Annotated in this window: 14 protein-coding genes; 12 read left to right on the top strand and 2 right to left on the bottom strand. The window is 34.1% G+C overall.

Annotated elements, in window-relative coordinates:
- The first annotated feature begins 84 nt into the window (after positions 1-84).
- From rnr to WR164_RS05740, 6 genes are all read left to right on the top strand, one after another.
- The gene (gene rnr, locus WR164_RS05765) at positions 85-2400 is read left to right on the top strand and encodes a ribonuclease R (protein ID WP_286136583.1); all 2316 of its coding nucleotides are present in this window, start codon (positions 85-87) and stop codon (positions 2398-2400) included.
- 14 nt (positions 2401-2414) lie between these two features.
- Positions 2415-2891, top strand: a complete 477-nt coding sequence (gene smpB / locus WR164_RS05760; protein ID WP_286136582.1) for an SsrA-binding protein SmpB — start codon at positions 2415-2417, stop codon at positions 2889-2891.
- 73 nt (positions 2892-2964) lie between these two features.
- On the top strand, positions 2965-3690 hold the full coding sequence (locus WR164_RS05755; RefSeq protein ID WP_286136581.1) for a uracil-DNA glycosylase: 726 nt from the start codon (positions 2965-2967) through the stop codon (positions 3688-3690).
- A 2-nt stretch (positions 3691-3692) separates the two neighbouring features.
- A complete protein-coding gene (gene pta / locus WR164_RS05750; protein ID WP_286136580.1) occupies positions 3693-4667 on the top strand; it encodes a phosphate acetyltransferase in 975 nt (324 codons plus the stop codon).
- A 20-nt stretch (positions 4668-4687) separates the two neighbouring features.
- Complete coding sequence (gene tsaE, locus WR164_RS05745; protein WP_286136579.1) at positions 4688-5155, top strand: tRNA (adenosine(37)-N6)-threonylcarbamoyltransferase complex ATPase subunit type 1 TsaE; 468 nt, start codon at positions 4688-4690, stop codon at positions 5153-5155.
- Positions 5155-5652: a GNAT family N-acetyltransferase gene (locus tag WR164_RS05740; protein WP_286136578.1), complete on the top strand. Its 498-nt coding sequence runs from the start codon at positions 5155-5157 to the stop codon at positions 5650-5652. Before tsaE ends, WR164_RS05740 begins: the two co-directional genes overlap by 1 nt.
- 44 nt (positions 5653-5696) lie before the next feature.
- Here WR164_RS05740 and WR164_RS05735 read toward each other — a convergent pair whose 3' ends face one another.
- Positions 5697-6233 (bottom strand): 3'-5' exonuclease, encoded by a 537-nt coding sequence (locus tag WR164_RS05735; RefSeq protein ID WP_286136577.1) that lies wholly within the window; start codon positions 6231-6233, stop codon positions 5697-5699.
- Positions 6234-6338: 105 nt separating this feature from the next.
- On the opposite strand from WR164_RS05735, the gene murB reads away from it, so the two are divergent.
- Positions 6339-7226 (top strand): UDP-N-acetylmuramate dehydrogenase, encoded by an 888-nt coding sequence (murB, locus tag WR164_RS05730; RefSeq protein ID WP_286136576.1) that lies wholly within the window; start codon positions 6339-6341, stop codon positions 7224-7226.
- A 24-nt stretch (positions 7227-7250) separates the two neighbouring features.
- Here the strand turns inward: murB and WR164_RS05725 are convergent, their stop codons facing one another.
- Positions 7251-7904, bottom strand: a complete 654-nt coding sequence (locus WR164_RS05725; protein WP_286136575.1) for a DUF1361 domain-containing protein — start codon at positions 7902-7904, stop codon at positions 7251-7253.
- A 140-nt stretch (positions 7905-8044) separates the two neighbouring features.
- On the opposite strand from WR164_RS05725, the gene cdaA reads away from it, so the two are divergent.
- From cdaA to WR164_RS05700, 5 genes are all read left to right on the top strand, one after another.
- The gene (gene cdaA / locus WR164_RS05720) at positions 8045-8890 is read left to right on the top strand and encodes a diadenylate cyclase CdaA (RefSeq protein ID WP_286136574.1); all 846 of its coding nucleotides are present in this window, start codon (positions 8045-8047) and stop codon (positions 8888-8890) included.
- The gene (locus WR164_RS05715) at positions 8890-9849 is read left to right on the top strand and encodes a CdaR family protein (RefSeq protein WP_286136573.1); all 960 of its coding nucleotides are present in this window, start codon (positions 8890-8892) and stop codon (positions 9847-9849) included. Before cdaA ends, WR164_RS05715 begins: the two co-directional genes overlap by 1 nt.
- A 24-nt stretch (positions 9850-9873) precedes the next feature.
- Positions 9874-11226: a phosphoglucosamine mutase gene (glmM, locus tag WR164_RS05710; RefSeq protein ID WP_286136571.1), complete on the top strand. Its 1353-nt coding sequence runs from the start codon at positions 9874-9876 to the stop codon at positions 11224-11226.
- Positions 11227-11469: 243 nt separating this feature from the next.
- Complete coding sequence (gene glmS / locus WR164_RS05705) at positions 11470-13290, top strand: glutamine--fructose-6-phosphate transaminase (isomerizing) (protein WP_286136570.1); 1821 nt, start codon at positions 11470-11472, stop codon at positions 13288-13290.
- 126 nt (positions 13291-13416) lie between these two features.
- Positions 13417-13548 carry a hypothetical protein gene (locus WR164_RS05700; RefSeq protein WP_286136569.1) on the top strand — a complete coding sequence of 44 codons (132 nt, stop codon included), beginning with the start codon at positions 13417-13419 and terminating at the stop codon, positions 13546-13548.
- Positions 13549-13714: the final 166 nt, after the last annotated feature.

Raw genomic sequence — 13714 nt, 5'->3', positions numbered from 1 at the left:
TTTGGATATATAAGCAAATAAATTAATGTTAAAATAATAATAGTAATTAGCATACAAATATATTAAATTAATGAGGAATTAATATTGAAAGATACAAATTTAAGAGATCAAATTGAAAGTGTTTTAAGGGCCAATTCAGATCAAAGTTTTACAGTTGAAAAAATATCTTCTGAATTAGGTTACCATGGTTCAACAGCTTTTAAAGTTATTGTTCAGGAATTAGCTCAATTAGAACGTGACAAAAAAGTAATTGTCACATCTAAGGGTAATTTTAAAATTAACCCAGCCGATGTAATTCTAGAGGGTAGCTTTCACGCTAATGTTAAAGGCTTTGGCTTCGTTAGATATGATGAAGATTTACCAGATGCATACATTGCACCTGATCATACAATGAATGCTATGAATGGTGATACCGTTCAATTTAAGATTATTAGACCAGCAAAAGCCGATAGTGATAAAGGCCCCGAAGGAAAAGTCATTAAAATTAGTGAACGTGGTTACACCCAGGTCGTTGGTGAATTTCAACAAACGGGTGATGACCAGGGTTACTACGGTCAAGTGATTTTAAAGGATAAAAAATTATCTAGCTTTAAATTTTACGTTAACGAAGTTGGCCTAAAACCAACTCCAGGTGAAGTTGTTACTGCTGATATCACTAGGTATCCAGATGCTAAACATCCTGATACGATGGTAGGAGTTGCAAAGGAAGTTATTGGTAGTATTGATGATCCAGGCATTGATATTTTGCAGATTGTCTATGCTCATAAAATTCCATCTCAATTTCCGGAAGACGTTTTACAGGAAGCAGATGCAATTCCTGATCACGTTACAAAGGATGAATTAAAGGGCAGAGAAGATGTCACTGATCAACAACTAGTAACAATTGATGGTGAGGATTCTAAAGATTTAGATGATGCCGGAACCGTATGGAAATTGCCGAATGGTAATTATCACTTAGGTGTTCACATTGCAGATGTTAGCCACTATGTTAAACCAGGTTCATTGATTGATAAGGAAGCCTATAAGCGTGGGACATCCGTTTATTTGACTGATCGAGTTATTCCAATGTTACCAAGACGATTATCTAATGGAATTTGTTCATTAAATGAAGGTAAATTAAGGCTTTGCATGAGTTGTGAAATGGAAATCAATCAGCGTGGTGAAGTTGTTAAACATCGGATTCATCCTAGTTATATGCGCTCAGCTGCGCGAATGACCTATACAGATGTTAATAAGATTTTAGAATCTGATGATCCGAAGACAATTAAGAAATATAAGAAATTAGTTCCAATGTTCAAAGATATGGCTGATTTACACCGAATTTTATTGAAACACCGAATGAAGCGTGGTGCGATTTCTTTTGATGACCATGAAGCTGAAATTATCACTGATGAGACTGGTCATCCAATCGATGTTCAATTGCGTGTTCGTGGTTTAGCAGAAAAATTGGTTGAATCATTCATGTTGGCTGCTAATGAAACAATTGCCAAGCATTATTATGATAAACACGTTCCATTCTTATATCGTGTTCATGAAACCCCGGATGCTGACCGTGTTAAATCGTTTTTTGAATTGCTAACTGCTTTTGGAATTAACGTTAAAGGTGATGTTAACCATTTGAAGCCAAGCATGATGCAGAACGTTTTGAAGAAGGTTGCAGGAAAACCAGAAGAAGCAATGGTATCTGTTATGATGCTAAGAAGTTTAAAGCAAGCCCGGTATAGTGATCAACCACTAGGTCATTTTGGTTTAGCAGCTCCTTACTATACCCACTTTACTTCTCCAATCAGGCGTTATCCTGATACGATGGTTCATAGAATGATTCATTATTACATGGATCATGGAATTAATGCTAAGAGTAAAGGTAAGTTTAAGAATGTTTTAGATGAAATTGGAACCCATACCTCTGATTGTGAACGTCGTGAAGTTGATACTGAACGTGATACCATTTCCATGAAGGAAGCTCAGTATATGGCTGATCATATTGGTGAAACATTTGATGCAACCGTTAGTTCCGTTATGAAATTTGGAATGTTCGTTGAGTTACCAAACACAATTGAAGGGCTTATTCATATTAGTCGTATGAAAGATGATTACTATGAATACGTTGATAAGTACTTATGTTTAGTTGGGCGTAACACGGGTCGAACTTATCGAATCGGTCAGCCAATTAAAGTTAAGGTTATTCATGTTGATGCTGATCAAAGTGAAATTGATTTTGATTTAGTTAATCCTAAGGATGCTCCTGTTACCCATATTTTACCTAAGCGACCACATAAGCATTTTAACCATGGGAACCATAATCATTATCATAACCGTCACGGTAGCTCAAATCGTAGTGGCAAGCGTAATTTTAATCATCATTCTCATCATGGTAAGGTTAACCATTCACATAAATGATTGGGGTGATTTAAATGTCAAAGAAAAAACGCCGACAGAATAATAATTCAAATGTAATGGCGCAAAATCGTCGTGCCAGACATGATTACGATATTTTAAAGACTGTCGAAGCTGGCATGGCATTGAAAGGAACCGAGATTAAATCGATTCGTGCTAGACGTTTAAACTTGAAGGATGGTTTTGCACGAATTAGAAATGGTGAAGCATATTTAGAAAATGTTCATATTAGTGAGTATGCTGAAGGAAATCAATTTAATCATGATCCATTAAGAAATCGAAAATTACTTTTGCATAAGCAGCAAATTAAGCGTTTAAGAAACGATGTTCAAAATAAAGGAATCACTTTAATTCCGCTCAAAGTTTACATTAAACATGGTTTTGCCAAAGTATTGATTGGGGTTGCTAAGGGCCGTCGTCAATATGATAAGCGGGAAGCAATTAAACGTCGTGATCAAGAACGTGAAATTTCACGCTATATGAAGAACTACTAAGGAGATTCTGTTATGAAACAACAGGTCTCTTTTTTTGTACTAAATATGATAAAATTAAATTGAGGTGTTGAATTTGAAACCATTTATTCATAATGATTGGTGGGGTGTTTTAAAGCCAGAATTTGAAAAAGCTTATTATCAAGATTTGCGAAAATTTTTGGTAAATGAATATAATCATTATTATATTCATCCAGCTGCAAGTAAAATTTTTGAAGCTTTTGAATGGACGCCATTCAGTAAAACTAAGGTGGTTATTTTGGGACAAGATCCATATCATGAACCTAATCAGGCTCACGGATTAAGTTTTTCTGTTATGCCGGGAGTCGAAATTCCACCATCTTTGAAAAATATTTATAAAGAACTATATCATGATTTAGGGATTAAACCAGTGCATCATGGTTACTTAGAAAAATGGGCTAAACAAGGTGTTTTAATGCTTAATTCAGTTTTAACCGTTAGGAATGGTCAAGCCTTTTCACATAAAGGAAAGGGCTGGGAACGATTAACTGATGTTGCAATTCAAAAATTATCTGAACGTCCAGAACCGGTTGTCTTTATTCTTTGGGGGCGGGCTGCCAGAAATAAAATTAAGCTAATTAATACTGAAACTAACATTGTTTTACAATCAGCCCATCCCAGTCCATTGTCCGCTAACCGTGGTTTCTTTGGTTCAAGGCCATTTTCAAAAACCAATGAAGCATTAAAGGCTTTAGGCGAGAAGCCAATTGACTGGCAATTACCAGAACACGTTAGTTTAGATCAAAAAAATGAAAATCCAAATACCAAAAAGGAAGAATAGTCATGAACTTGTTTAATAGATTGAAGCAAAAAATTGAAGGTAAAAATAAAAAAATTGTTTTTCCAGAAGGATTAGACATTAGAATCATTAAGGCTGTCGCTAAATTAGGACAGGAGCACTTGATTCAACCCATTCTTTTGGGCAATTCTGAACAAATTGAAAAAATTGCATATGATCATAATGTTAATTTAAAAAACGTTAATATTATCGATCCTGAACAATATCCAGTTGATAAACATAATCAAATGGTTGAATCATTGGTGAAAAGAAGAAATGGTAAAACTAGCCATGAACGGGCTGAAAAATGGCTTCAAAATTATAATTACTTTGGAACCATGCTAGTTTATATGGGATTAGCCGATGGGATGGTTTCTGGTGCCACCCAATCTACTGGTGCCACTGTATTGCCTGCTTTACAAATTATTAAAACTAAACCGGGTATTAAAAGGGTCAGTGGTGCTTTTATTTTACAAAAGCATGGTGAACGTTACATTTTTGCAGATTGTGCAATTAATATTACTTTAGATGCTGATACAATGGCCGAAGTTGCAATTGAAAGTGCTAATACCGCTAAAATGTTTGATTTAGATCCTAAAATTGCAATGTTAAGTTTTTCAACCAAGGGATCTGCAAAGGGCGATATGGTCACTAAGGTCGTCGAAGCAACTAAAAAAGTTCGTGAAGAGCAACCTGATTTATCTGTTGATGGCGAATTACAGTTTGATGCCGCTTTAGTACCATCAGTTGCTAAAACAAAGGCACCGAATTCTAAAGTAGCTGGTCATTCCAACGTCTTTGTTTTCCCTGATTTACAATCTGGGAATATTGGTTATAAAATTGCACAAAGGTTAGGTGGATTTGAGGCATTAGGCCCAATTTTACAAGGATTAAATCAACCCGTTTCTGATCTATCACGTGGTTGTAATTCAGATGATGTTTATAAAGTTGCAATGATTAATGCAATTCAATCACTTTAATATGAAGGTGAATTTTAAGTTTGAAATTAGAAGTAAATAATTCAAAGGAAACAATTGGAATCGGAAAATCGATTGCTAAGTATTTGAAACCAGGGGATGTCATTGTATTAGATGGCGATTTAGGTGCTGGAAAGACTACTTTTACAAAGGGAATTGCTAAGGGATTAGGCATTAAACGTTATGTTGTGAGCCCAACCTTTACAATTATCAAGGAATATAAAGATGGTCGAATTCCCCTTTATCACATGGATGCATATCGTTTAGATGATGGCAGTGGTGCTGACCTTGGCTTAGATGAATATTTTGATGGCGATGGTGTCAGTGTTGTTGAATGGTCAAGATATGTTAAAAGTGAACTTCCTGCTCAACATTTACAAATTATTTTTAAACGTGATGATCTTAAAGGTGAAAATTATCGAACTTTGGAATTTAATCCCGTTGGAGACCATTTTAAAAAAATGATTTCAGAAAGCTTGAACCAAAAATAATGGAAGCTGAGATTAAAGTTGCACAGCCAGATGATGCTGAATCACTGTTAAATTTAATGAAAAAACTAGTCCGTGAATCTGATACTTTTAGTGTTGATCCAGAAATTGCCCAACTATCTGTTAAACAAGAAGCAAGGCAGCTTATAATGATTAATCAAACCCGTGGTAATATTATTATTGTTGCTGAGTATCAACATGATTTAATTGGAGTTGTAACTGTCCAGCGATTATCTGATTCAGATGATGGCGAATTGGGCGTTGCAGTTAGGAAACCATTTTGGAATTTTGGCTTAGGTAAAGCATTAGTAAGGGAAGCCATTAGATGGGGAAGAATCCAAAGTAACCTCCATTCATTATTATTAATTGTTGAAAAAAGGAACCATGCCGCCGTTCATATTTATCGTGAGTGTGGATTTAAAGACCATATGAAGCATCGAATAATTCAAAGTGAGGGCAACTATCAATCAACAATTGAAATGAAAATTAAGGTAAAATAAAAAATCCTGGGATGGAATAAATTCATCCTAGGATTTTAAGTCGGTTAATTGAAAATTCTAACAAACGGTTTGATTGCTTCTTCACCAAACTGCCTTTTTTGTTCAATTAAAATATTGGCACATGCTAAACTGTCATCTAAAGCATTATGGTGATGATGAAGTGGAATGTTTAAATCTCTGCAGACGGTGTCTAATTTATAGTTGATTAAATTTGGAAAAAGATGGCGACTTGTTTTTACAGTATCAAGTGTTAAGTATTTAGGCTCATTTATTTGATAACGTTCCAATGTTTTTCTTAAAACACTGTTATCAAAAGAATTATTGTGTGCAATGACCAACATATTATTTTGGAATAATGACTTGATCATTGGCCAAATTTCTGGAAAAGTAGGAGCATTTTGGACGTCTTTTTCATGAATACCGTTTACTTTAACGTTGCGCCAATAAAATTTTACTTCCGGATTAATTAAAGTATAAAATTCGCTTGCAATTTCATCTTTTCTAATGACTGTAATTGCTAGAGAACATGCACTTGCTCTTTTTCTTGCAGCTGTTTCAAAATCAATTGCAATAAAATTCAATTTTATCATTCCTTATTTGAAAAATTATTAGATGTTTTTAGTATAGCATCGGATGTTTAGTGGTAAAATTAATTAAGATAGATTTAAAATTAGGGGAATTGAATTATGGAAAGTAAGCTTAATGACATCAAAATTTTAAAAAATGAACCACTATCTCATTACACGTTTACAAAAACTGGCGGTCCGGCAGAATTATTAGCATTTCCTAAAAATGTAAAAGAACTTGAAATGTTAGTTCAATTAGCAAATAAGGATCGGCTTCCGATTACAGTGATTGGTCGGGCTAGCAATTTAATCATTAGGGATGGCGGTATTCACGGCTTAGTGATTAGCTTGATTCATTTAAATCGAATTAGATGTGTTGGTAATCAAATTATAGCAGATGCAGGTGCTGCAATTATTGATGCATCAATTTGTGCTCAAAAACATTCATTATCAGGATTGGAATTTGCAGCTGGAATTCCAGGTAGTGTTGGCGGTGCTATTTTTATGAATGCTGGTGCTTATGGCGGTTCGACCGATTCAATTGTTGATTCAGTCAATGTGTTATCAGATGGTAAAATTCAAACATTGAATCGTGATCAACTGAATTTTGGATATCGTCATAGCATTATTCAGGATCAAAAGATGGTTGTGTTGTCAGCAACGTTTAATTTAAAACCGGCTGATTCTAATCAAATTCAGTCTTTCATGGATCATATCAATGCGCTCCGGATGTCTAAGCAACCCTTAGAATTACCATCATGTGGCAGTGTTTTTAAGCGCCCAACTGGATATTTTACTGGAAAGTTAATTCATGATGCTCATTTACAAGGCTACCGCAGCGGTGGAGCTGAAGTATCCAAAAAACATGCTGGCTTTATTGTCAATGTTGATCATGCAACTGCCGATGACTATTTAAATGTGATTCACCATGTTCAATCGGTGGTTTATGAGCAAAACCAAGTTAAACTTCATCCAGAAGTTAGAATCATTGGTAATCGAAATAAATAAAATGCAGCTAAAGATAGCTGCATTTTATTTATTTTGAATTGAAATCACCCAATCAATTGATAATTGAACAATTGTTAATACTATTACAAAAATAATCATATGATAGTGCCACATGTTAATCAGCGGATTGATGAATAGTCGTGGTGATATGAAAAGAAAAATCGTATGAATTCTTAAAAATCGGCCAATAAAAATACCGATGGATGAAATGATAGTTAACAAAACGATTAATAATTGATTTAAAAACGATTTTACTTTTGATGGCACATTTGCAAAATATTTGTTAGTAAGCATTTGGGTGATATTCATTAATCCCCTTGAGCTGATAATAACACATAAAAAAACAATGATTGTTAAACAAGCAAAGTATATCCAGATTTCAATTGGGACTAATTTCATGGAGCTATCCAAATTAAAAGCATTTAACATTGTTAAATGAAACAAATCAGTTAATAAATACGGTGCATTTGGGTAAAATAGGAGCCACATAATTAAGAATGGCCATAACCAAAATGTTTTATAAATTGATTTCCTTAAAATTTGAAAACCTAATTCAATCGGAATATATGCTAAGAATGTATTTAAAATTAAGAAGCGGAAGGGGACTTTAATATAGGCAAAGAGAAAACTTAATATGATTAAAAACATAATTCTAATTTGCCAGTGTTTGGATATCATGTTTGATTCAGCTCCCGACTATTATTAAAACATGAATTATTAGAAAATGATACGATTTATTGATTTAAATTGATCATTAAAGTTAAAATATTCCTAAAGTGATATAATAAATATGGAATAAAAATATGGAGGACTTATTAATGAACTCATTTTGGAGTGATTTATTCACTGTCCATCACTTTACTAGTTTATTGGACATTTTAGTTGTCTGGTTCATTATTTATGAACTTATCATTTTACTGAAGGGCACTAAAGCTGTCCAGCTATTTCGTGGAATTATCATTATAGCAGTAATTAAAATTATAAGCGTTTATTTAGGACTAGACGCTGTTTCCTGGTTAATGGATCAAGTTATTAATTGGGGCGTTATTGCTATTATTGTTATTTTCCAACCAGAAATAAGACGTGGCTTAGAACATTTAGGTCGTGGTTCTGTTTTAAGACGGAATCAAAAAGAAGGTATCGAAATCAAGCACATGATTTCATCATTGGATACTGCCATTCAATATATGTCAAAACGTCGAATCGGGGCGCTTATTACCATTCAAATGGATACCGGTTTGGAAGATTATATTGAAACCGGGATTAAGTTGGATGCTGATATTTCAGGTGAATTGTTGATTAATACCTTTATTCCTAATACGCCGCTTCATGATGGTGCAGTAATTATCAGAAATCAGCGAATTGCAGTTGCAGCCGCTTATCTTCCGCTATCACAAAGTAATTTGATTCCCAAGGAATTGGGGACGAGACACCGTGCTGCTGTTGGTATTTCTGAAGTAACCGATGCTTTAACAATTGTCATTTCAGAAGAAACCGGTGAAGTATCAATTACAAAGGATAACGAATTAATTCGTGGCCTTACCAGAAAAGATTATCTGAAATTCTTTAATGATCAATTGCTTAAGGAAGATGATGATGATAATAAACCTTCGTTAAGTGCAATTACGCGTTGGTTTAACAAACTATTGAGGAGGGAGAAATAATGAATAAATTTTTTAACAGTAATTTTTTCTTCAGATGTATCTCCCTTTTGTTTGCAATTTTAATATTTGCATATGTTAAACAAACTCAAACTAGATATACTAATCATTTCCAATCAAGTAATGGCCAACAAACTCAATTAACATCAACTAAAACTGATAATATTCAAGTACCATTACAATTAAATGTAAATAGTAGTAAATATTTTGTAACTGGGTATCCTGAAAAAGTGAATGTCCAAATTAGTGGACCGTCAGCATTAGTTACCACAACTTCTAATACGCAGAATTTTAAAGTTTTCGCTGATTTAAGTAAATTGAGTGTTGGTAAACATAACGTTCGCTTATTTCAAGAAGGCTTGAATTCTGATCTAACTTATCATTTGAGGCCGTCTACGATTAAAGTTGATGTCCAGCCAAGAAGGACCATTTCGATGCCAATTAAAGTTGCATATAATAACAGCAACTTATCGCCTGGTTACACCGCTGGCAAACCAGTTGCCGGAATTTCGAATGTTAAAGTTACTGGTGCATCAAGTGAAATTTCTAAAATTAAACGGGTAATTGCTCAACTTAATTTACCGGAAAACACCAGTAAAACTGTTGATACTCAAGCAGTAATGGAAGCATTGGATTCTAAGAATCGAATTGTAAATGTGATTTTAACACCTTCAACTACAACTGTTCATTTACCAATTACACGTGGCAATAATAAGAAGGTTCCATTGAACTTCCATTTAATGGGTTCTAATGGTCATAAATCGAAAGTAGTTTCGAATGTTAAAAATGTTAATGCTTTTGGTAGTTCACAACAATTAGCCAAGATAAAGAAAGTCACTGTGAACGTTAATGCTTCTGAAATATCATCTGGTCATGAAAAAACAATTCAGCTGGATAAAAGTTTAAACAATGTTTCAGGATTTAATCCTGATCACATTAAAATTAAAATCGTTAATGAATAATTTGAGAAATGGGGAAGTATAAATATGAAATATTTTGGAACTGATGGTGTTCGTGGAGTTGCTAACCGAGATTTAAAACCGGAACTAGCGTTTAGATGCGGTCGAGCAGGTGGATATGTTTTATCTAAACACGCTGATTCTGATAAACAACCTCAAGTATTAGTGGCAAGGGATACAAGAATTTCTGGCCAAATGCTGGAAGAAGCTTTAACTGCCGGTTTATTATCAGCTGGCATCGAAGTTTTACATCTGGGTGTTATTAGTACTCCTGGGGTTGCATACTTAGTTAGAACACAGGATGCCGCTGCGGGAGTTATGATTACCGCCTCACATAATCCAGCGGAATTTAATGGGATTAAATTCTTTGGTTCTGATGGATATAAATTATCTGATTCACTAGAAAGTGAAATTGAGGATATTTTAGAGAAGGGTAATGATGACTTACCGAGACCCAGTGCTAAAGGATTAGGTACCGTTGCTGATTACTCAGAAGGTAGTCAGAAATACATTCGATTCTTAGAACAAACAATTCCTGACGATCTTTCCGGAATGAAGATTTGTGTTGATGCTTCCAACGGTGCAACTAGTAACTTAGTTTCCCGTTTATATGCCGACGTTGGGGTTGATTTCGATACAATGGCAACGATGCCAAATGGAATTAATATTAATGATGGCGTTGGTGCCGTCCATCCGCAAAAATTGCAAAAATTCGTCGTTGATAAAAAAGCTCAGGTTGGTTTTGCATTCGATGGTGATGCCGATCGTTGTATTGCAGTTGACGAAAAGGGAAACGTTGTTAACGGCGATAAAATCATGTACATTTGTGGTAAATACATGTCTGAACATGGTCGCTTAAAGAAGGATACGATTGTAACAACGGTTATGAGTAATTTAGGGATGTATAAAGCAATGGAAGCACACGGCTTGCATAGTAAACAGACTCAAGTTGGTGACCGCTATGTCGTTGAAGAAATGAATCGGGGTGGCTACAACTTAGGTGGTGAACAATCAGGCCACATTGTCTTCTTAGATTTCAATACAACCGGTGATGGGATGTTAACCAGCCTTCAATTAATGCATATTATGAAGACCACTGGTAAAAAGCTTTCTGAATTAGCCGCTGATGTTCATACCTATCCTCAAAAATTAATTAATGTTAAGACTAATCATAAAAAAGATGGATTAAAGAATCCTGAAATTCAAAAGATCATTAAGCAAGTTGAAAAAGAAATGAATGGTAATGGCCGTGTTCTAGTAAGACCAAGTGGGACTGAACCATTATTAAGAGTAATGGCTGAAGCTCCAACTCAAGATGAAGTTAATTCGTATGCTAAACGGATTGCTGATGTTGCTAATAAAGAAATTGGTTTAGATTAAAATTAAGAATGTGGCAATTAAAAAGTGGGAGATAAAAATTTATTATCTTCCACTTTTATTTTAGCTTTGTGCTATAATTAATCGTTTAAAAAATTAATTTAGAATTAATAAAATGTATACCAATTATGAATTATTTTGTTGACAAGTGCCCTTAATTGCTGTAAATTGTAAATTGTTGAGTAATAAAAATGACAATTGGTGTATATACCAATTTTAAATAATAAAGAAAAAAGGATGTTTAATATGTGTGGAATTGTGGGAGTAACAGGAAATAAAGACGCCGTTAATATTCTATTAAATGGCTTAAAAAAATTAGAATATCGCGGATATGACTCTGCTGGAATCTACGTTAATGATCAGAACGGAAAAGATTATTTAATTAAGCGAAAGGGAAATATTTCCCACCTGATTAATGCAGTTGGTCCAGATGTTAAGGGATCAACTGGAATTGGACATACCCGTTGGGCAACTAATGGTAAGGTTAGTGTTGAGAATGCTCACCCTCAATTTTCTCAAGATAACCGTTTCTATTTGGTTCATAATGGTGTTATCGAAAATTATAAGGAATTAAAGAACAAGTACTTAAAGGGTGTTAAATTTACTAGTCAAACCGATACTGAAGTTGTTGTTCAATTGGTTGATAAGTTTGCAACCACTGAAAATTTAAGTACAAAGCAAGCATTTTTTAAGACCTTGAATTTACTTAATGGTTCATCATATAGTTTTCTATTAATGGATCGAGAACATCCTGATACCTTATTCGTTGCTAAAAATAAGAGTCCATTATTAGTTGGGGTCGGAAATGATAAAACCGGAAATGTTGTATGCTCTGATTCTCTAGCAATGTTAAATATTACCCACGATTTCATTGCTTTAAAAGACGGGGAAGTTGTAACCGTTAAACCCCATTCAATTGAAATCCAGAACTTAGCTGGTGATCGGGTTGAAAGAAAACCATTTCATGTTGACATGGATGCTAGTGCTACTGACAAGGGACCTTACCCTTATTACATGTTAAAAGAAATTAACGAACAGCCAAATATCATGAGAAAATTATCCCAGGAATATTTAGACGTTGATGGTAAGCCAACCGTTGACCCTAAAATTATTTCTGCAATGAAAAAGGCTGATCGCTTATATATTGTTGGAGCTGGAACTAGTTACCATGCTGGCTTAATTGGTAAAGCACTATTTGAAAAATTAGTTCATATTCCAACTGAAGTTCATATTTCTTCAGAATTTGCATACTCGGACGCATTATTATCACAAAGACCATTCTTTATTTTCCTAAGTCAAAGTGGTGAAACAGCTGACAGTCGAGTTGTTTTAAATAACATTAATAAAGATTATGATAGTTTAACAATTACTAATGTTGAAAATTCAACCCTATCAAGAGAAGCTACTTATACAATGCTATTAAATGCAGGTCCTGAAATTTCTGTTGCTTCCACAAAAGCATACACTGCACAAATTGCACTTGAAGCAATTTTAGCTAAAGCACTTGGCGAAGCAGTTGGACAAACGACTGCTCAAAATTTTGATGTTAAACGTGAATTAAGTTTAGCTGCCAATGGAATGCAAGCTGTGATTGATGATAAAGACCGGATTGATCAAATTTCTAAGAAGTATTTTGTTCATGCTAATCGTGCTTTCTATATTGGACGTGGAGAAGATTACTATGTTTCCTTAGAAAATGCGCTTAAATTAAAGGAAATTTCTTATATTCAGGCTGAAGGCTTTGCTTCTGGCGAATTAAAGCATGGAACCATTGCCTTGATTGAAAAGGGTACCCCCGTTTTCGCATTAATTACCCAAAAGAAAACTGCTGCTTTAACCCGCAGTAATTTAGAAGAAACTGAATCGAGAGGATCAAAAGGCTTAACAGTTGTTAGAAAAGCATTAGCTCAGCCTGGGGATGATTTTATTATTCCAGATATGAGTGAACTTTTAACACCATTAGTTAGTGTGATTCCAGCTCAGTTACTTGCATACTACACAACTTTGAATAAGGGTTACAATGTTGACCGTCCAAGAAACTTGGCTAAGAGTGTCACCGTTGAATAATAACGATTAATTTAACTAAAAAGACGACATTGATGTCGTCTTTTTTTGTATTAGATAATAGCTAATTACATATTAAATTGTTATAATATAAAGTTAGTAAACCAATTAAGAAGGGAGGATTTAATTATGAAATATACAAAAAGACATCGAGTTAATCGGAAACAACAACAATCTAGAAGAGACGCTACTTGGAAAAAATTTAAAGATCAACAAAATGAATTAAATGCTGATCGTCGTGGCGTTAAAAATAAATACTAGTCCCTTATAATTCATTAATAATAAATTAAATTACCGCTTAATGTTCTATGAATACTCATAGATTAATATTTCTTCAGTATATAATAGAATATTTAAGTGGTTTTTTATTTATTTCATATTATTATTTTTCTAAAATGTGTTATTCTAAATAATGATATCACTGTTG

Origin of the sequence: Philodulcilactobacillus myokonensis (assembly GCF_027923585.1) — a bacterium.
GTDB classification, from domain to species: domain Bacteria; phylum Bacillota; class Bacilli; order Lactobacillales; family Lactobacillaceae; genus Philodulcilactobacillus; species Philodulcilactobacillus myokonensis.
This window is presented reverse-complemented; position numbering and strand designations above follow the sequence as displayed.

What these genes read in the sequence shown, in the direction of transcription:
- smpB (WP_286136582.1), top strand. Translation starts at nt 2,415, where the DNA reads ATGTCAAAGAAAAAACGCCGACAGAATAATAATTCAAATGTAATGGCG.
- pta (WP_286136580.1), top strand. Translation starts at nt 3,693, where the DNA reads ATGAACTTGTTTAATAGATTGAAGCAAAAAATTGAAGGTAAAAATAAA.
- WR164_RS05740 (WP_286136578.1), top strand. Translation starts at nt 5,155, where the DNA reads ATGGAAGCTGAGATTAAAGTTGCACAGCCAGATGATGCTGAATCACTG.
- murB (WP_286136576.1), top strand. Translation starts at nt 6,339, where the DNA reads ATGGAAAGTAAGCTTAATGACATCAAAATTTTAAAAAATGAACCACTA.
- WR164_RS05725 (WP_286136575.1), bottom strand. Translation starts at nt 7,904, where the DNA reads ATGATATCCAAACACTGGCAAATTAGAATTATGTTTTTAATCATATTA.
- cdaA (WP_286136574.1), top strand. Translation starts at nt 8,045, where the DNA reads ATGAACTCATTTTGGAGTGATTTATTCACTGTCCATCACTTTACTAGT.
- WR164_RS05715 (WP_286136573.1), top strand. Translation starts at nt 8,890, where the DNA reads ATGAATAAATTTTTTAACAGTAATTTTTTCTTCAGATGTATCTCCCTT.
- glmM (WP_286136571.1), top strand. Translation starts at nt 9,874, where the DNA reads ATGAAATATTTTGGAACTGATGGTGTTCGTGGAGTTGCTAACCGAGAT.
- glmS (WP_286136570.1), top strand. Translation starts at nt 11,470, where the DNA reads ATGTGTGGAATTGTGGGAGTAACAGGAAATAAAGACGCCGTTAATATT.
- WR164_RS05700 (WP_286136569.1), top strand. Translation starts at nt 13,417, where the DNA reads ATGAAATATACAAAAAGACATCGAGTTAATCGGAAACAACAACAATCT.